The following is a 19916-nucleotide window of genomic DNA, read 5'->3' as shown; positions in this document are numbered from 1 at the left end:
ATTTGTGAAAATTAAATTAAATTTTTTGTAGGAGTATTTTAAAGGCTTATATTTGATTTAAATAAAAATAAATAATCGATTATGAGATCTAATTTTTACTTCATTTTTGCCTCTTTTATTGCGTTGACTTCTTGTAAAGAGGAAAGCAAAAAAGAGATCAATAATAGTTCGACTAATGTTGTGCCTTTTTATCAAAATGTTTCACCTGCAGTTGCGACTCAAACAGCAACAACAGCTGTGGATCAACAAGGTGTAAATGCTGGAAATCAGCAAACGAATTCGGGAGCTCCTGTTTCAGTTGCTAAAGGATTGAATCCGGCACATGGACAACCAGGTCATCGTTGTGATATTCAGGTTGGTGCACCTTTAAATTCAAAAGCTGCTCCGGTAACTGCAACAAATACAGCGACTCCGGCTTCAGGTCAGGTTTCGCAAAAGATTAATGTGCAACAGCCGGTTCCTGCCTTATTGTCGACAAGTACTGCTGATACCGAAACTCCAGAAGGGATGAATCCTCCACACGGAAAAGACGGGCATAGATGTGATATTGCAGTAGGAGCTCCTTTGCCAAAAAGCTAATAAATTTAGCAATAGATATTGCTATTAAAATAAAAAAGCTCGTTTAATCCAGTTTATGGGTCAACGAGCTTTTCTTTTTATCTGAAATTTACTTCCGTAAGTTATTTTTTGGTAATTTCCCTAAAGACTGCTTCGAGATTTTTATTTTTTTGATTGAGTTGAAGGGTTTTTAAGCCATTGGCATTGGCAAAATCAAATATTACAGGACGCATATCTTTATCGGCAAGAAAAGTCAATTCCCAAATCATGTCGTGCGTATTTTTATAGGAAGTAAGATTTTCTATTTTGCAAATAACCTGTTCTTCAATTTTATAATCAAATTCCACTTCAATTACTTGCTCTTTGTCGGCAGAGATTAATTTGTCCAGTTTTTTGTCGGCTACAATCACACCATTATTGATGATAATCACACGGTCGCAAATAGCTTCTACTTCCTGCATGATATGTGTGGAAAGAAAAACGGTTTTGTCTTTTCCTGCGTTTTTTATCACATTTCGTATTTCAATTAATTGGTTTGGGTCCAGACCTGTCGTTGGTTCATCCAGGATCAAAACATCGGGATTGTGCAATAAAGCGTTGGCAAGCCCCACGCGCTGGCGGTATCCTTTGGATAGTTGCCCTATTTTTTTATGGCTTTCGGCAGTTAAACCCGTAAGTTGAATCACTTCTTCGATGCGTGATTTAGCTACTTTATAAACATCGGCATTAAAAGCCAAATATTCCCTTACGTACAAATCCAAATACAGTGGGTTATGTTCAGGTAAATAGCCAATAGAGAGCTGAACCGCTTTTGGGGCTGAGTTTACATCATGTCCGTTCACCATTGCAGAACCTTCATCGGCATTGATGTAAGTCGTCAATATTTTCATCAAAGTAGATTTTCCGGCTCCATTTGGCCCCAAGAAACCAACGATTTCTCCTTTATTTACAGAAAACGAAATGTTGTCAAGTGCTTTTTGGGCACCATAACTTTTTGAAATGTTATTTACTTCTATTGACATTGGCGAATTATTTGTTGCAAAAGTAAACAGAAAAAGGATTGATTTGTAGTTTCTTCAGCTGTCAATTCATGATTTTTTGAAAACATTGATTAATAGTTATTCAAAAACAGTTGAAATTGCAGACTAGGATTTAGATTTATATATTTACGACCAATTTTATAGTCACAGTAATCCAAAGATTCATTGGTAATTAGCCAAAAAGATACATTTGTGGCTTGAAACTACTAAACTAAACCAAACTAATTATGAAAAACAAAAGTATCTTATTGTTCCTTTTTCTTGGACTTTTCGCTCAGGCGCAACAAAAATTAATGATCGACAACCAGGAAGTTGTTAGGATTGAGACAGAACTTGCTTCGGATAAAATGGAAGGAAGAGCTATTTTTTCGCCTGGAATTGATTTGGCTTCCGCTTTTATTGAAGACGAATTCAAGAAAATTGACCTTTCTTATTTTAAAGATTTGAAAAATTTTCGTCAAGAATTTGATGTAAAAGGAAAAGCAGCAAATAATGTAATTGGAATACTGCCCGGAAAATCAAAAGCGGATGAATATGTTATCTTTTCGGCACATTATGACCATTTGGAAATGGAGAAAGAAGGGGTAGATAAAATTTATAATGGAGCCAATGATGATGCTTCGGGGACGACGGCAGTAATTGCATTGGCAAAATATTTTAAAGAATTGAACCAAAATGAGAGAACCATTATTTTTGTGGCCTTTACCGGAGAAGAAGTAGGCGGTTTTGGAGCCAAATTTTTCTCCGAAAAAATGGATCCTAACAAAGTGATCGCCATGTTCAATATCGAAATGATCGGGACGGAGAGCAAATGGGGTAAAAACTCGGCATACATAACCGGCTTTGAGAAAACGGATTTCGGAACTATTTTACAGAAAAATTTAAAAGGTACCGATTTTAACTTCTATCAGGACCCATACCCAAAAGAGCAGCTTTTTTATCGTTCTGATAATGCGAGATTGGCCGCACAAGGAGTTCCAGCACATACTATTTCAACCTCAAAAATGGATGTAGAAGCAAACTATCATAAATTGAGTGACGAAGTATCGACTCTGGATTTAGATAATATGACCGAAATTATAAAGGCAATTGCCATTAGTTCACAGAGTATTATTAGCGGTGAAGACACGCCTTCAAGAGTGAAAAAATAATAAGATATCTTTTTTACAAAAGTATTGGGATTGTTTTTTAGTGCTCAAACTGCTTATTGTGCAGCTGCTTATATGTTATTTTATTAAGGTATTTTTAATGATTGTATAATTTAAAACTAGTTTTATCGAGAATTCTTTTTTTGTTTCATAAAAAGTAATTTTTTTTTTGGTGAGCTGGAAATAATTTATACATTCGCATAGAATTTGATTCAAAAAACACAAAACAAAATGTTGGATAACCGATTTTATTTTAGCAATTCTTATTATTTCTTCTGGGAACAGGGTAGGGATTGTCGTATGGTTATTTAATTCAAAAATTAAATTGATAATTATAAATATACAATCCCGATGTGAATCGGGATTTTTTTTTGCCTAATTTTTACAAAAATGGATAATAAAGTTGCAATACAAGGAATAAAAGGGTCTTTTCATCATCAGGTGGCACAAGAATATTATGAACAAGAGGTAATAGTCGATGAGTGTTTGTCCTTTGAAGAATTGGTAGATAGCTTGCTTTCGGGCAAATCAGATCAGGCGGTTATGGCGATTGAAAATTCTATCGCTGGGCCAATTATTCCAAATTATGCTTTGATTGACAAAAACAATTTGCACATAATCGGAGAGCATTATTTAAGAATTCACCAAAATTTAATGGCATTAAAAGGTCAGAAAATAGAAGATATTCAAGAAGTACATTCGCATCCTATGGCTATTTTGCAATGTATGGAATTCCTGAAAAAATACCCCAACATTAAATTGGTTGAAGATAAAGATACTGCCGAAACGGCTCGAAGAATCCAAGAAAAGCAACTAAAAGGCATCGCGGCAATTGCCAGTAAAACAGCTGCCGAAATGTATGATTTAGAAATTTTGGCTCCGGAAATTCAAACTATAAAAAATAACATGACTCGTTTTGTTATCATAAAAAAGGAAAATTCATTCGTACCGGAAAATGAAATCCGAAGAGCTTCGGTCAAATTTGAATTGGATCACAAACGCGGAAGTTTGGCTGCAGTTTTGAATGTAATGAGCGATTGTAAGCTGAATTTAACTAAAATTCAATCGTTGCCAAAAATAGAAACGCCTTGGAAATATTCCTTTTTTGTGGATGTTACGTTCGAAAAATACGAAGATTATGCAAAAGCAAAATCACTATTGATAATTATGGCGGAGTATTTTAAAGTTTTGGGAGAATATAAAAACACAAAAGAGTAAACCCAGAAAGGAGAAGGCAGATTTCAGAAGGCAGAACAAGAATACAGAAAGATTTTAAAATAAAACCATGATTACAACAGCGAAACGTTTAGATATAATTGAAGAATATTATTTCTCCTCAAAATTGAGAGAAGTAAGACAGCTAGCTTCGGAAGGTAAACCAATAATCAATATGGGTATTGGAAGCCCGGATTTACAGCCTTCGAAAGCTGTAATTGATGCGATTCAAGAGGCAATGCAAGATGTGAATGCGCACCAATATCAGAGTTATCAAGGGTTGCCGGAATTACGTCAGGGAATGGCTGATTTTTATAAAAATAATTTCGATGTTGTGTTAAATCCAAATACGGAGATTTTGCCTTTGATGGGTTCGAAAGAAGGAATTATGCACATTTCATTGGCTTTTTTGAATGAAGGCGATCATGTTTTGATTCCAAATCCAGGATATCCGACTTATACTTCGGTAACAAATTTGGTGGGAGCGGTTCCTGTTTATTATGATTTGAAAGAAAGCACTAATTGGGAACCTGATTTTGAGGCTTTGGAAAAATTAGATTTATCGAAAGTGAAAATCATGTGGATTGGTTATCCGCACATGCCAACGGGAGCGAGAGGAAGTTTGGAGCTGTTTGCAAAGTTGGTGACTTTCGCCAAAAAGCACCAAATATTATTAATCAATGACAATCCGTACAGTTTTGTTTTGAATGACAATCCGATGAGTTTGTTGCAAGTGGAAGGAGCAAAAGAAGTAGCACTAGAATTGAATTCCTTGAGTAAAACTTTCAACATGGCGGGTTGGAGAGTTGGAATGGTTTTAGGAAATGCTGCCTGTATTGATGCGGTTTTGAAGGTGAAAAGTAATATGGATAGTGGAATGTTTTTCGGGATCCAAAAAGGAGCGATTGCCGCATTAAATAGTGATAAATCCTGGTTTGAATCGATGAATGCAATTTATAAAAGAAGACGAGTTCTTACGGAACAATTGGTCGAAAAATTAAATTGTAAGGTATATAAAGAAGGTGTAGGATTGTTTGTTTGGGCAAAATTACCGGAAGGAATAACTTCAGCAGAAAAGTTCATCGACCAGATTTTATATGAGAAATCTATTTTTATAACACCGGGAACAATTTTTGGCAGTAATGGAGAGGGTTATATTCGATTTGCACTTTGTGTAAAAGAAGAAAAGATACAAGAAGCAATTGATAGATTTTAATTAAAATGAAAATTTACATAATAGGAATAGGATTGATAGGTGGTTCGATGGCATTAGATATCAAATCGCTGCATCCGGAAGCAATAGTTTGTGGGATTGACAGTAACGAAAGTCATTTGCAGGAAGCGATTGCCTTAGGGGTTGTTGATGTTGCCGGAAATATGGAGGATTTGGCTTCGGCTGATTTTGTGATTGTATCTGTTCCGGTAGATGTTGCGATGGTGGTTTTGCCAACCGTTTTGGATGCAATTGGCGATAACACGATTGTTTTTGAAGTGGGTTCTACCAAAATGCCTATTTGCGAAGCGGTTGCCAGTCATCCGAAAAGGCGAAATTTTATTGCTACGCATCCGATAGCAGGGACGGAATTTTCGGGACCGTCGGCGGCGATAAAAGGATTGTTTCAGGGGAAAACGAACATTATTTGTGAGGTGGAGAAAACCACTTTCAAGTTACAGGAAAAAGCATTGGAGCTTTTTAAATCAATCGGGATGAGAATACGTTATATGGATCCAAAATCGCATGACAAGCATATCGCTTATGTGTCGCATTTGTCCCATATTTCTTCTTTCATGCTTGGGAAAACGGTGATCGATAAGGAGAAACACGAGCAGGATATTTTTGATATGGCGGGTTCGGGTTTTGAAAGTACCGTTCGTCTGGCTAAAAGTTCTCCGGCGATGTGGACGCCTATATTTAAACAAAATAGGAAGCAGGTTGTGAAAACATTGGAAGAGTATATTTCTAATTTATCAAAGTTCAAGGAACTGTTGGAAAAGGAAGATTACGATGCGATTTACAATGAAATGCAGAGCGTCAATAAAATAAAAGAAATATTAAACGGGATAAACGTTAAGAAATAAAATACTTATCGCGTAAAAAAATAAACTAAAAATTTTAAAAATAAACTAAAAACTAAAAGATGGAAAATAAGAAAGAAATGAGAGCGTGGTTAAATGATTTCAATTTAACTCACCCTCTAGTAATAGCTGGTCCTTGTAGTGCTGAAACAGAAGAACAAGTGTTGAAAATTGCGCATGAATTGAAGGATTCGGATGTAAGTATCTTTAGAGCTGGAATCTGGAAGCCAAGAACGCGTCCGGGAGGATTTGAAGGTGTTGGAGAAATTGGATTGAAATGGTTGAAAAAAGCCAAAGAAGAAACCGGATTGCTAATGGGAACCGAAGTGGCTACCGCTGCACACTGTAAATTGGCTTTGGAATATGATATCGATGTTTTATGGGTTGGCGCGCGTACGACTGCAAATCCGTTTGCTGTTCAGGAAATTGCAGATACATTGGCAGGAACAGATAAAATTGTTTTGATAAAAAATCCAGTAAATCCAGATATGGCTTTATGGTTAGGTGGTGTAGAGCGTTTGCATGCCGCCGGAATCGAAAAATTAGGAGTAATTCACAGAGGTTTTTCTACTTACGAAAAAACAAAATACAGAAACATTCCAGAATGGCAAATTGCTATTGACTTGCAAAATAAATTCCCTGATTTACCTTTAATCATCGATCCATCTCACATTACTGGTAACAGAGATATGATTCTTGAAGTAACACAGGAAGCATTGAATTTAAATTATGACGGTATGATCATCGAAACACATACTGATCCTGATAATGCGTGGAGTGATGCAGCACAACAAGTGACGCCGGATGCTTTGAAACAAATTTTCAAAGATTTGAGAGTAAGAAAACAAGACGATGTATCGGATGAGTACACTCAAAAAATGAAAAAATTGAGAGCGAATATCGATGTTTTGGATACTAATTTATTAGACTTATTAGGAAAGCGTATGAAAGTAGCTGACGAAATTGGTCAAGTGAAAAAAGACGCTAACGTTGCGGTACTTCAAAATACACGTTGGAATGAAATTCTTGGAAAAATGATTCTTGAAGGAGAAAAAAGAGGTTTGACCGAAGAGTTTGTTCTTAGAATGTTCAAAGCGATCCACCAGGAAAGTATTGGTCATCAAGAAAAAATAGTAAACGCTTAAAAAATTAACATTTTTTTATAAACCCGCATTTTTTTTGCGGGTTTTTTGTATTATTGTTTTTAATGTAAAACAATATATAAATATTAAATATCTAGAAAATGAAAAAATTATTACTATTATCAATTTTATTTTTAAATTTTATTTGTTATTCCCAGAAACAAATCTTTGAAAGCCCACAGCTATCATCTACAGTTAAAGAACATAAAGTTGTAGCAATTTTACCTTTTATTGTTAAAATAACATACAAAAAACAGCCTAAGAATTTTAGTTCAGATGCTAATAAAGATCAAGAGATAAAAATGGCTAAATCAATTCAATCAAGCATGTATACTTTTTTATTGCGTAAAGCTGATAAATATAGTGTGGGTTTTCAAGATGTTGAAAAGACAAATATTTTATTAAAGAAAGCTGGTATATCCGATAAGCTTGACGAAATGACAAAAGATGAAGTTGCAAAAGCATTAGGCGTTGATGCTGTAGTCAGTGGAGCTTTTGAGACTGAACAGACTAAGACAGAGGCAGGTGCTATCGTAACAGCTGTGCTTTTTGGTGGTTTTGGAGGAAAAACAGGTTCTGGTTCTTTGACGATGATGATTAATAATGGAGCTGATGGAGAGTTATTATGGCGTTTTTTCAAAACAATGGATGATAGTATTGGAACATCTACAGATGATCTAGTGGAAAGTATGATGAGAAAAGTTTCGAGAAATTTCCCCTATTTAAAATAAAAGTTATTGTTTTTTTAAGTTGTTAGAAATGACAACTTTTTTTTTGCTATATATCAAGATTCAAAATCTTATCTTTGCGTCATGACAGGACTCGTATACAAATCTACAGGAAGTTGGTACACCGTAAAATCAGAACAAGGTGATTTTATAGAATGCCGTATGAAAGGGAAATTCAGAATCAAGGGAATCAAAAGTACCAATCCTATTGCGGTGGGGGATATTGTGGACTATGAATTGGAAGAATCTTCGGATACTGTAACGGGAACTATTAATAATATTCACGATAGGAAGAATTATATCGTTCGTAAATCGGTGAATTTATCCCATCAAATGCACATTATTGCATCTAATATTGATCGGGTTTTTTTGCTTGTGACGATAAATAATCCGCCTACGACTTTTAATTTTATCGACCGTTTTTTAGTAACTGCCGAAGCCTATGGGATTGAAACGGTTTTGGTTTTCAATAAAATAGACACTTTAGACGAAGCTACGCTTGATGAACAACTGTATATGCAGCATGTGTATCAGGAAATTGGTTATAAATGTTTGCGTGTTTCTTCGACAGAAATGAAAGGAGTTGGGGAGTTGAAAGAGATGATGATTGGCAAAGTAAGCATGTTTTCTGGACATTCCGGTGTAGGAAAATCGACTTTGGTGAATGCTTTGGAGCCTTCTTTGCATCTTAAAACAAAGACTATTTCTGAAGCCAGTAAACAGGGACAACACACGACAACTTTTGCCGAAATGTATGATTTGTCTTTTGATGCCAAAATTATCGATACTCCGGGAATAAAAGGTTTTGGAATCGTGGATATGGAAAAAGAAGAAGTCAGTGGATATTTTCCTGAATTTTTCAAGTTGAAGGACCAGTGTAAGTTCAATAATTGCTTGCATAAAGAAGAGCCGCATTGTGCTGTTAAAGCGGCATTAGATAGAGACGAAATAGCTTGGTCTCGATACAACAGCTATCTTAAAATTTTAGAGGGTGATGATGAAAATTACCGTACCGATATTCACAATGAAGATCGAATAATCAGCGATAAAAACAGGGAGTAAAGCCCTAAAGCAATTCCAAATATTAAATTCCAAAATCCCAGAAATTGAAAGTTGTAGTTCAAAGAGTTTCTCAAGCTTCGGTAACAATTGATTCTGAAATCGTAGCCGATATCCAAAAAGGATTGTTGGTCTTGGTTGGTCTTGAAGATGCCGATACCCAAGAAGACATTAATTGGCTCGTTGGAAAAATTGTGAATCTTCGCATATTTGGTGACAAAAACCATGTTATGAATCTTTCCGTTAAAGATATTGATGGCGAAATTATTGTGGTAAGCCAGTTTACATTACATGCTTCCACCAAAAAAGGGAATCGTCCATCTTACATAAAGGCCTCTAAGCCCGAAATTGCCATCCCCATGTATGAAAATTTCGTGAAATATTTGGAGAAAGAATTAGGCAAGAAAGTACAAACGGGTGTTTTTGGTACCGACATGAAAGTCAGTCTGTTAAATGACGGTCCAGTAACTATAATTATAGACAGTAAAAACAAAGAATAATTTTTTTAATCAAAAACTTCTTATATATTTGATTAAAAAATTTATGTTATTTAAATTTTTATCTCCTTTCTTTTTTCTTTTTACGAGCTTTCTTTTCGCTCAAAAGAATGAATATACTACTTTAAAAATCTCGGATAGTCTTAAAGAAAATGCAAATGCAGTTGTTCGTTTAAACCAAATTGATATTGTTATTGCTTCCCAACGCAGTATGACGATCAAAACTAAAAGAGTGATTACTGTTTTTAATGAAAATGGACTAGGCTCTATAGATGCTTCTGAAAATTATGATAAAAAAACCAATATTAAAAATATTGAAGCAGCAGTATTTGATGGTTCAGGAAATGAAATTAAAAAAATAAAAAAGAAGGATTTTAAAGATCAAAGTGTCATTGATGGTGTAACACTTTTATCCGATAATCGAATTATTTATTTGAAATATACGCCTATTCAATATCCTTTTACCATTGTTTATGAAAGTGAAATAGAAACTTCTAATACAGCTTTTTTGCCACAATGGTTTCCGTTAGATAACTATTTTTTAAGTATTGAGAAAAGTGTTTTGAATGTGAGTTTTCCTTCAACTCTAGGGTTTAAAAAGAAAGAATATAATTTTTCTGATTTTAATATAAAAAAAATTAATGAAACCCCTATTCAACTTACTTATGAAGCAACTAATATTGGAGCCAAAAAACCGGAAGATTACAGCCCTGATTTTAGTTCAGTTTTTCCTAAAGTGATGATTGCTCTAGAGCTTTTTAATCTTGAAGGTGTAGATGGAACAGCGAAAACTTGGGAAGAATTTGGGCAATGGTACTCCAATAAGATTTTATCAGGTACAACAGAGTTGTCTGAAGAAACCATCGCCAAAATGAAATCTTTGGTAGGTAATGAAAAAGATCCTATTAAGAAAGCCAAACTAATTTATGACTACGTTCAGCAAAAATCAAGATATATCAGTATTCAGGTTGGGATTGGAGGCTGGAAACCCATGCTGGCCAATGATGTAGATCGATTAGGTTATGGTGATTGTAAGGCTTTGACTAATTATACGAAAGCGTTATTAAATGCGGTGGATGTCCCATCTTATAATACGATTTTGTATGGAGACAGAACCAAAAAAAATATCGACTCCGATTTTGTTTCTATGCAAGGAAACCACATGATATTAGCAATTCCTACAGATGGGAATTATATTTGGCTTGAGTGCACGAGTCAAGATGATCCTTTTGGTTATCAAGGAACTTTTACCGACGATAGAAATGTTTTAGTAATTAAACCGGAAGGAGGGGTAATTGTTAAAACCAAAGTGTATGACGATAAGGGCAATAGCCAAGTAGATAAAGGAGTCTATACAATTGATGGAAATGGTGATCTTTCGGGTTCAATATCAATTATTTCAGAGGGTTCTCAATATAGTTCAAAATCTAGAATAGAAAATTTACAGCCTACAGAAAAAGAAACACATTATAAAGAATATTGGAGTAATATCAATAATCTTAAACTGGGTAAATTAAGTTTTACTAATGATAAAGAAAGTATTCGTTTTACTGAAGATATTCAGGTTAGCGCATTAGATTATGCTTCTATTTCGGGAAATAAAATGATTTTTGTAGTGAATGCTTTCAATCAATATACAGGAAATGTCAAGCGTATAAGAAATAGAAAAAATCCATTTCAAATTCAGCGTGGCTATTTAGATACAGATGAAATTGAGATTAATTTACCAGCGGGCTTTTCGATTGAATTTTTGCCTTCAAACTTTGAATTGAAAGTAAAATTTGGAGAATATAAAACTGAAATCGTCAAAAAAGATACCAATAAACTGATTTATAAACGCACGATGTTTTTAAGTAAAGGGAAATATTCGAATAAAGAATACGATGAATATCGCCTTTTTATGGAACAAGTGTCTAAAAATGATAATGCCAAAATTATACTAACTAAAAACCAAGAATAGAATGAAAATCAAAACATTTATCAGTGCTTTTTTGTTGATAGTATTTGTTTCTAAAACAAATGCACAAGAATTCAAATTAGGAAAAGTTAATATAGCCGAACTAGAAGAAAAAGAGCATCTTAAAGATCCTACGGCTGTAGCTGCGGTTTTATTCAATAAAGGGGAAGTTCAATTTGAATATTCACAAGATAAAGGTTTTGAAATGGTGACCGAAGTTAGAACACGTATCAAAATTTATAAAAAAGAGGGATACGATTGGGCTAATAAAACACTTCAATACTATTTAGGGAGTAATTTAAAAGAAAATATTTCATTCTCGGATGCTATAACTTATAATTTAGTTGATGGGAAAATAGAGAAAACTAAATTGAAAAGTGAAGGGGAATTTGACGAAAAAATCAATAAATATTGGGGTAGAAAAAAGATAGTGATGCCTAACGTAAAAGAAGGCTCTGTTATTGAATATAGGTATACCGTTAAATCTCCGCGTATAGCTGAATTGAAAGAATGGAATTTCCAAACTAGTATTCCTGTAAATTATTCAGAATTTAAAACCTTTATCCCCGAATATTTCGTTTATAAACCGAATCAAAAAGGTTATGTTTTTCCTAAGGTTACTGTTGAAAAGGGCAATAAATCAATTGTGATAAATAATAAAGAAAGATCAGGGGGAGGAGGACTTGCTTCGGCGCCTATCAAGGCTACTTTTTCTCAAGACAAAATTAATTATCAGGAAACTCAAACTACTTACTTGGGAGAAAATCTTCCTGCGATGAAAGGAGAAGCTTTTGTAAATAATATAGATAATTACACATCGAGTGTTTCGCATGAATTGGCAATGACTAAATTCCCAAATTCCCTCCTTGAATTGTATTCGACTGATTGGGAGTCGGTAGCTAAGAAAATTTATGAGAGCGAAGGTTTTGGAATTGAGCTTAAAAAAACAGGTTATTTTGAAGAAGATATTAATAAATTGCTTGTAGGCTTAAATACGCAAGAAGATAAAATAACAGCAATTTTTAATTTTGTTAAGAATAGAGTAAAGTGGAATGATTTTTATGGGTATTCATGCGATGAGGGCGTAAAGAAGGCCTATAAAGACAAGGTAGGAAATGTGGCCGAAATCAATCTGATGCTCACAGCTATGTTGCGACATGCAGGTATTAATGCCAATCCGGTTTTAGTGAGTACTCGATCAAATGGGATTGCATTGTTTCCTAACAGAACAGCTTTTAATTATGTGATAGCAGCTGTTGAAACTGCTAATGGGAATGTTTTATTAGATGCATCTGATAAGTTTTCAATTCCAAATGTTTTGCCTTTTAGAGCTTTAAATTGGACGGGAAGATTAATTAGAAAAGATGGTACCTCAGATGAAGTAGATTTGATGCCTAGAAAACTTTCAAATGATATTGTTTTTATGACTTACAATATTGATTCTGATGGGAAGGTAATAGGGAAAGCCAGAAGGCAAAATTCAGATTATAATGCGATGATAACTAGAGCTAATATTGATTCTGTCAAAGAAGATGAATATTTAGAAAAACTTGAAAACCGTAATAATAAAATAGAAATTAGCGAGTATAGTAGAACCAATGAAAAAGATATTTTCTTACCAATTACAGAAACATATTCTTTTGCAGGGGGTGATTTATGTGAACTTATTGGAGGTAAAATTTATGTGAATCCAATGTTGTTTTTCGGAAATGACAAAAACCCATTTACCCAAGAAGTAAGAGAATATCCAGTAGATTTTGGGTTTCCCTTTTTAGATAAGTATAATATTATGATTCAAATTCCTGAAGGTTTTTCTGTTGAAACATTACCGACTCCTGCGGTGATTGTAATGGAAGATAATTTAGGCACTTTTAAATATGAGATTGCTTTAAATGGGGATAAAATACAACTTTTAATCCAGCACCAAATTAATGATGCTATTGTTGGAACGGAGAAGTATGAAATGTTAAAAGAATATTACAAAAAAAAGATTGCTAAAGAATCTGAAAAAATAGTTTTAAAAAGAATATAATTTATTTTGAGTCTTTGTAGCTTTGTAGCAAAAACCTCGTTTAAGACGTTTTGTTTTATCAATTCTTTACGTTTTTAATTCTAGCTAAAAATGACTTTAGAACAATATATTCAAAATATAAATTCGGTATATAGCAGAGCTATCTCAACAAAATTAACGGTAATAAACATTCCTAATTTAGAACCAGAAATAGCAAACGAAATTGCCAAAAAGCTAGGACTAACCTTTGTGGTAGAAAATAAAAATGGCAACGTTTGTTTTGCTAATAATAAAGATGAACTGCGAGATGAATTCAAACAAATTTTTGAGCTAATAGATATTCTAGACTATATTTATGCCGTTTTGCATTCATCAATATATAGAGGGAAATACAAAGATTTTCCTAAAACAAATTTTCCGGAAAATCTATATCCAAAAAATGTAGAAAACTTTTGAGGATTAGTGAAATTGGGCAAGAATTTACGCCAAATTCATTTATTTGAAAGCCTAATTACAGAGAACTTCATTGCCCGATATCCTGAAGATGGCGATAATATAGTTGTGAAAGTTGTTTGCGAAAACGCTAAGGTTTACATAAACGAAACCCAATATTTTGAGAATGTTCCAGATGTAGCTTGGAATTTTTACATTGGCCCTTATCAACCGGCACAAAAATGGCTCAAAGACAGAAAAGGACAAACACTAAAACTGGATGATATTTTGCATTATCAAAAAATAATAGTTGCCTTAAATGAAACAGATAGGATTATGAACGAGATTAATAAAATTGTAATAGAATAAAAATGGATTTAAAAAATTCCCAACTAGAAGTAGATACTTGGATAAAAGAACACGGTGTGCGTTACTTCAACGAATTGACAAATATGGCGCAGCTTACCGAAGAAGTAGGTGAAGTTGCCCGAATCATTGCTCGCCGTTATGGAGAACAATCTGAAAAAGAAAGTGATAAAAACAAAGATCTTGGCGAAGAATTAGCCGATGTGGTTTTTGTGGTTTTGTGTTTAGCAAATCAAACAGGAATTGATTTACAAGCTGCTTTTGATAAAAAGATGGATTTAAAATCAATTAGAGATAAGGATCGTCACAAAAACAACGAGAAACTGAAATAATTTGTGGTTTATAAATTATGAATTATAAATGTGGAGTGGTAAATTGCGGGCTTGAATTATGCCGACCATAATTCATAATTCATAATTCATAACTCATAATCACAACATGAATTTACTGTTACAAACTACCCATTCTGATTTAAATGCTCAAATTGCCGTTACCGGCTCAAAAAGCGAAACCAACCGACTATTATTGTTACAAGCTTTGTTTCCTAATGTTACCCTTGCTAATACCTCTAATTCTGATGATAGTGAGGTAATGCAAAAGGCATTAAAAGGGAATGAGGAAATAATAGATATTCATCATGCAGGAACCGCAATGCGATTCCTGACAGCCTATTTTGCCGTGCAAGAAGGGCGTGAAGTGGTTTTGACCGGTTCTGCTAGAATGCATGAGCGTCCAGTAAAAATTTTGGTTGAGGCTTTAGAGCAGTTAGGAGCTGAAATTTCGTATGAAAAAGAGGTTGGTTATCCGCCAATTCGTATTAAAGGACAAAAAATTACCGCTTCGAAAGTAACTATGGCGGCTAACGTTAGCAGCCAGTATATTTCGGCTTTGTTGTTAATTGCGCCCAAATTAGAAAACGGTTTAGAGTTGATTTTAGAAGGTGAAATTACCTCTATTCCTTATATCAAAATGACATTGGCTTTGCTGAATGATCTGGATATTCAAACTAGTTTTGAAGGGAATATAATTAAAGTGTTTCCAAAACAAGAAGTTGAAACTAAAGAAATGGTTGTGGAATCCGATTGGAGTTCGGCTTCTTATTTTTTCAGTCTGGCCGCTTTGGCGGAAGAAGTTTCTATTTCATTGACAAGCTACAAGGAAAACAGTTTGCAAGGCGATTCAGAATTAGTTTCTATTTATAGAAAGTTAGGAGTGCAAACGCAATTCGATGCGAATAAAATAACCTTAACAAAGCAAAAGGATTTTAATTTTGAAGACGTAAATTTCGAACTTAACAATACTCCAGATATCGCTCAAACGATAGTTGTTACTTGTCTTGGTTTAGGAATTGGCTGTCATTTGACGGGGCTTCATACTTTGAAAATAAAAGAAACCGATCGATTGGAAGCACTAAGAATTGAGCTGACAAAACTGGGAGCTAATATATCGGTTACCAATGATAGTTTGACACTTGTAGCTTCAAACAATATTAATCACAATGTGAAAATTGCCACCTATAATGACCATCGAATGGCAATGGCATTTGCTCCTTTGGCTTTAAAAGTGCCTATAATAATTGAAAATGCCGAAGTAGTTTCTAAATCTTACCCTGATTTTTGGGAGGATATGAAAAATTTAGGATTTATAATTTCAGAAACGACTGCGTAATTCTCAGTGTCTGCGGGGTTAAATGTTTGATAATAGGTGGCTTTGTGACTTTGTGTTTAAATTAAACATCAAAACACTTGACAACGCCTATCTCACAGTCGTATATTTGCATTCGCTTAGTTATTTGATTTTCAATTAACTTTTTGTCGCCCTGAGCTCAGTCGAAGGGTTAACTTTAAATAAAAACAAACAGATGAAATTATCACATTTTCAATTTGATTTACCTAAAGAACTTTTAGCAGAATTCCCTGCTGAGAATAGAGATGAGGCTCGTCTTATGGTTATTGATCGCAAAAAACAAACTATCGAACATAAAATGTTCAAAGATGTTATTGATTATTTTGACGATGGTGATGTTTTAATTTTGAATAACACCAAAGTTTTTCCAGCACGTTTGTACGGAAATAAAGAGAAAACGGGAGCAAGAATTGAAGTTTTCTTACTTAGAGAATTAAATGCAGAACAACGTCTTTGGGACGTTTTGGTAGATCCGGCTCGTAAAATCAGAATCGGGAACAAATTGTATTTCGGTGACGATGATTCATTAGTGGCTGAGGTTATTGATAACACAACTTCTCGTGGAAGAACATTGCGTTTCCTTTATGATGGTTCTTATGAAGAATTCAGAAACAAATTAACAGAACTTGGAGAAACTCCAATACCTAAATATATCAGTAGAGATGTAACTCCGGAAGATGCGGAACGTTACCAAACTATTTACGCTAAAGAAGAAGGAGCTGTAGCGGCGCCAACTGCAGGATTGCACTTCTCTAAGCATTTAATGAAAAAATTAGAGATCAAAGGAGTTAAATTTGCTGAGGTGACTCTTCACGTAGGTTTGGGAACATTCAACCCTGTTGAGGTTGAGGATTTGTCAAAACACAAAATGGATTCTGAGGAATTAAAAATTACTCAAGAAGCTTGTGATATTGTCAATGAAGCAAAAGCAAAAAAGAAACGTATTTGTACCGTTGGTACAACATCGATGCGTGCGGTTGAAAGCTCTGTTTCTTCGCAAAACACCTTAAATCCTTTTGATGGATGGACAAACAAATTCGTTTTCCCTCCTCATGAATTTACGATACCAAATTGTATGATTACCAATTTTCATACTCCAAAATCTACTTTATTAATGATGGTTTCTGCATTTTGTGGTCACGATTTAATGAAGAGAGCGTATGAGGAAGCAATCAAAGAAAAATACAAATTTTACTCTTATGGTGACGCGATGTTAATCATCTAATTCACTTGTAAAGGTTAATTCATGAATCTCGTCAGCAATGGCGAGATTTTTTTTTGCAACAAAGTTGAAAATCTTAATCTACTTGATAAACTAATTTTACTGTAATAGTTGCTGTTTTATTTTTGGAGATGGTATTGAAAGAACCTCCATATGAATAATCTTCGGATGAGTTTTGTCCTATAATTTGGAAAACGCCCATGTCCGATTTTTTCAAATTACCCAAGTTGGCATTAGCATTCTCAGCAATGCTTTTGGCTCTTGTGCTAGCGTCTTTTGTGGCTTCTGCAATCATTTTTATTTTTAGTTCGGCTAATTTGGTGTAGTAATATTCAGGAGCATTCGAATAAAACTCAACACCAGAGTTGATTAATTCACTGGATTGTCTGGATATATCTTCAATTTTATTTACTTCTTTAGACTGAATGCTGACATTTTGACTCAGGGTAAAACCAGTAAATATGTTTTGTCTGATACTTCCGTTTTCATTGTATGTTGTCTCGTAATCTTTATTGAAATTAATGGCAGAAAATATAATATCAGCAGCCGGAATCCCTTTACCAGATAAGTAATTTTTAATTTTTTCTCGGTCAATATCCAATGAGGTATAAGCTTCTTTTAGCGTGCTACTTTTTTTAGAAAATGATCCTTTCCAAACAATTAAATCAGAGACAAAATCTGTTTTTCCTAAACCAGTAACGCTAATAGTGTCGTTGCTTTTGTTTCTGTTCTGAAAAGCATTTGAAAACAAGAAAGCAGAAAGAACCACTGCTATCGAAAGGATAATTACGTTTAGACTGTTTTTAAGCATAATAATCGGATTTAAAGTACAATCAAATATAACTAAAATTTGATTTCAGATGGATGTGCTTTTTAAGTAATTGGTCACTTACATATTTTACTAGTTTGTTGGAGAGGTAAAATAAAAGGGATACGGTTTGCGCCGGAATAAATATTAGTTATTTTTACAAAACTAAATTAGAAACATGATTTTCGAAAACACTAAAGAATTTGCCCAGCAACTCGATTCACAAGACAAATTAAATAAATATAGAGACGAATTTATTTTTCCAAAAGTCAATGGAGAAAAAGTAATTTACTTTACTGGAAATTCATTGGGGCTGCAACCCAAAAGGACTAAAGCCTATGTTGATGAAATAATGGATGATTGGGCTAATCTTGCTGTAGAAGGACATTTTTATGCTGAAAAACCATGGTGGGATTATCAAGAACGTTTTGCAAAACCATTGAGTAAAGTAGTTGGGGCATTACCATCTGAGGTTACCGTGATGAACACTTTGACAGTAAATCTTCACTTACTGATGGTTTCTTTTTACAGACCTACGAAAACGAGATATAAAATCATTTGCGAGGAAAAAGCCTTTCCTTCGGATCAATATATGTTTCAAAGTCAAGTACATTCTCATGGATATAATCCCGAAGATGCAATTGTTGAAATTAAGCGCAGAGACGGAGAGCACAACATCCGATTGGAAGATGTATTGGCTAAAATTAATGAAGTAGGAGAGGAATTGGCTTTGGTCTTGATAGGCGGAGTCAATTATTATACCGGGCAGGTTTTTGATATGAAAACCATCACTGCCGCAGGACATCAAGTTGGGGCAAAAGTAGGATGGGATTTGGCGCATGCTGCCGGAAACATTAAATTAGAACTTCATGATTGGAACGTAGATTTTGCGGCTTGGTGCAGTTACAAATATATGAATTCAGGACCTGGAAATGCTTCGGGATGTTTTGTACATGAAAAACACCACAACGATTCTGACTTACCGCGATTTGCGGGTTGGTGGGGACACAATAAAGAGCGCCGTTTTAAAATGGAGCCTACTTTTGATCCTGTTCATGGTGCTGATGGCTGGCAAATAAGTAATTTGCCCGTACTTTCGTTGGCTCCTTATTTGGCTTCTGTAGAGATGTTCGATGAAATAGGAATGGATGCTTTGATTGAAAAAAGAGACAAAATTACTTCTTATCTGGAGTTTATTCTTCACGAAATTGATAAGGAAGTCGACAGCAGTTTTGAAATTATTACACCGACAAATCAATCTGAAAGAGGATGCCAATTATCGGTATTACTTCATGGGGAAGGGCGAAGTTTGTTTGATTATTTAATGAAAAGCGGTGTAATTACAGATTGGCGCGAACCTAACGTTATCCGTTTAGCACCTGTTCCTTTGTATTGCTCTTTTGAAGATATGTATGATTTTGGGCAAATATTAAAAACAGGAATACTGAAATAGTCTAAGATTTTAGTAATTATATAAGTTTTGCGTATAATTATATAACTTAAAATAGTACGCTATGGGTTTACTTTGTAAAATAAAAGATAAAAAATTATGAAAGCATTATACTTGTTGTTATTAGCTGTTGTTGTAATTTCTTGTAAAGATCAAGGGAAAATGGATAGTCAAGCCGCAAAGCAAGAAACTATTGATTCTATGAAAGTAGAAATTGAAAAACAAAAAATTATTGATTCAATGCAAGTTGAAATGGACAAGGTTGAATCTCAAAAAGAGGTTGTTATTGTTAAGCAACCTTCTACTTCAGCTCCAGCCACCACTGCAAAGAAGAAAGCTTGGAGTAATACTGCAAAAGGAGCTGTGATTGGAGCAGGAGTAGGAGCAGCAACTGGGGCGATTATTAGCAAGAAAAAAGGACAGGGTGCTATAATTGGAGGTTTAGCCGGTGCTGGTGTAGGCGCAGGGACTGGGGCAATTATTGACGGAAGAAAAAAATAATATAATTTTATATAAAAAAG

At 34.3% G+C, this 19916-nt stretch carries 18 protein-coding genes and 1 pseudogene; 17 read left to right on the top strand and 2 right to left on the bottom strand.

Annotation, left to right across the window (positions count from 1 at the left end; translation table 11 throughout):
* The first annotated feature begins 81 nt into the window (after nt 1–81).
* A complete protein-coding gene (locus tag ACMDB5_RS02425) occupies nt 82–579 on the top strand; it encodes a hypothetical protein (protein ID WP_413999428.1) in 498 nt (165 codons plus the stop codon).
* 101 nt (nt 580–680) lie between these two features.
* Here the strand turns inward: ACMDB5_RS02425 and gldA are convergent, their stop codons facing one another.
* Nucleotides 681–1580 carry a gliding motility-associated ABC transporter ATP-binding subunit GldA gene (gene gldA, locus ACMDB5_RS02420; protein WP_413999427.1) on the bottom strand — a complete coding sequence of 300 codons (900 nt, stop codon included), beginning with the start codon at nt 1578–1580 and terminating at the stop codon, nt 681–683.
* Between the two features lie 245 nt (nt 1581–1825).
* Here gldA and ACMDB5_RS02415 point away from each other — a divergent pair, with 245 nt between their 5' ends.
* From ACMDB5_RS02415 to queA, 14 genes and pseudogenes are all read left to right on the top strand, one after another.
* Nucleotides 1826–2749: a M28 family metallopeptidase gene (locus ACMDB5_RS02415; protein WP_413999426.1), complete on the top strand. Its 924-nt coding sequence runs from the start codon at nt 1826–1828 to the stop codon at nt 2747–2749.
* A 387-nt stretch (nt 2750–3136) separates the two neighbouring features.
* Nucleotides 3137–3964, top strand: coding sequence for a prephenate dehydratase (locus tag ACMDB5_RS02410; protein WP_413999425.1), 828 nt, complete (start codon nt 3137–3139; stop codon nt 3962–3964).
* A 67-nt stretch (nt 3965–4031) separates the two neighbouring features.
* Nucleotides 4032–5177 (top strand): aminotransferase class I/II-fold pyridoxal phosphate-dependent enzyme, encoded by a 1146-nt coding sequence (locus ACMDB5_RS02405; RefSeq protein WP_413999424.1) that lies wholly within the window; start codon nt 4032–4034, stop codon nt 5175–5177.
* A gap of 5 nt (nt 5178–5182) precedes the next feature.
* Nucleotides 5183–6040, top strand: coding sequence for a prephenate dehydrogenase (locus ACMDB5_RS02400; RefSeq protein WP_413999423.1), 858 nt, complete (start codon nt 5183–5185; stop codon nt 6038–6040).
* Nucleotides 6041–6099: 59 nt separating this feature from the next.
* Entirely contained in the window at nt 6100–7182 is a 1083-nt protein-coding gene (locus ACMDB5_RS02395) for a chorismate mutase (protein ID WP_413999422.1), read from the top strand.
* Between the two features lie 98 nt (nt 7183–7280).
* Nucleotides 7281–7910 (top strand): hypothetical protein, encoded by a 630-nt coding sequence (locus ACMDB5_RS02390; RefSeq protein ID WP_413999421.1) that lies wholly within the window; start codon nt 7281–7283, stop codon nt 7908–7910.
* 81 nt (nt 7911–7991) lie between these two features.
* Entirely contained in the window at nt 7992–8969 is a 978-nt protein-coding gene (gene rsgA, locus ACMDB5_RS02385; protein WP_413999420.1) for a ribosome small subunit-dependent GTPase A, read from the top strand.
* Between the two features lie 44 nt (nt 8970–9013).
* Nucleotides 9014–9466 carry a D-aminoacyl-tRNA deacylase gene (dtd, locus tag ACMDB5_RS02380; protein ID WP_413999419.1) on the top strand — a complete coding sequence of 151 codons (453 nt, stop codon included), beginning with the start codon at nt 9014–9016 and terminating at the stop codon, nt 9464–9466.
* 43 nt (nt 9467–9509) lie between these two features.
* Nucleotides 9510–11423, top strand: coding sequence for a DUF3857 domain-containing protein (locus ACMDB5_RS02375; RefSeq protein WP_413999418.1), 1914 nt, complete (start codon nt 9510–9512; stop codon nt 11421–11423).
* Between the two features lies 1 nt (nt 11424).
* A complete protein-coding gene (locus ACMDB5_RS02370; protein WP_413999417.1) occupies nt 11425–13452 on the top strand; it encodes a DUF3857 domain-containing protein in 2028 nt (675 codons plus the stop codon).
* Nucleotides 13453–13542: 90 nt separating this feature from the next.
* Nucleotides 13543–14232 (top strand): annotated as a pseudogene (locus tag ACMDB5_RS02365) (type ISP restriction/modification enzyme).
* A gap of 2 nt (nt 14233–14234) precedes the next feature.
* A complete protein-coding gene (locus tag ACMDB5_RS02360) occupies nt 14235–14561 on the top strand; it encodes a nucleotide pyrophosphohydrolase (protein WP_413999416.1) in 327 nt (108 codons plus the stop codon).
* Nucleotides 14562–14667: 106 nt separating this feature from the next.
* Entirely contained in the window at nt 14668–15897 is a 1230-nt protein-coding gene (gene aroA / locus ACMDB5_RS02355) for a 3-phosphoshikimate 1-carboxyvinyltransferase (protein WP_413999415.1), read from the top strand.
* A gap of 193 nt (nt 15898–16090) precedes the next feature.
* Nucleotides 16091–17140: a tRNA preQ1(34) S-adenosylmethionine ribosyltransferase-isomerase QueA gene (queA, locus tag ACMDB5_RS02350; RefSeq protein ID WP_413999414.1), complete on the top strand. Its 1050-nt coding sequence runs from the start codon at nt 16091–16093 to the stop codon at nt 17138–17140.
* Between the two features lie 73 nt (nt 17141–17213).
* Here the strand turns inward: queA and ACMDB5_RS02345 are convergent, their stop codons facing one another.
* Nucleotides 17214–17948, bottom strand: a complete 735-nt coding sequence (locus ACMDB5_RS02345; protein WP_413999413.1) for an SIMPL domain-containing protein — start codon at nt 17946–17948, stop codon at nt 17214–17216.
* Between the two features lie 175 nt (nt 17949–18123).
* Between ACMDB5_RS02345 and kynU the strand changes: the two genes are divergently transcribed.
* Both kynU and ACMDB5_RS02335 read left to right on the top strand, forming a co-directional pair.
* The gene (kynU, locus tag ACMDB5_RS02340) at nt 18124–19398 is read left to right on the top strand and encodes a kynureninase (RefSeq protein WP_413999412.1); all 1275 of its coding nucleotides are present in this window, start codon (nt 18124–18126) and stop codon (nt 19396–19398) included.
* Nucleotides 19399–19494: 96 nt separating this feature from the next.
* Nucleotides 19495–19896, top strand: a complete 402-nt coding sequence (locus tag ACMDB5_RS02335) for a YMGG-like glycine zipper-containing protein (RefSeq protein ID WP_413999411.1) — start codon at nt 19495–19497, stop codon at nt 19894–19896.
* Nucleotides 19897–19916: the final 20 nt, after the last annotated feature.

Source organism: Flavobacterium sp. W1B (genome assembly GCF_047344965.1).
GTDB lineage: Bacteria > Bacteroidota > Bacteroidia > Flavobacteriales > Flavobacteriaceae > Flavobacterium.
The sequence above is the reverse complement of the archived record's forward strand: the minus strand, read 5'-3'. Positions and strand labels throughout refer to the sequence as shown.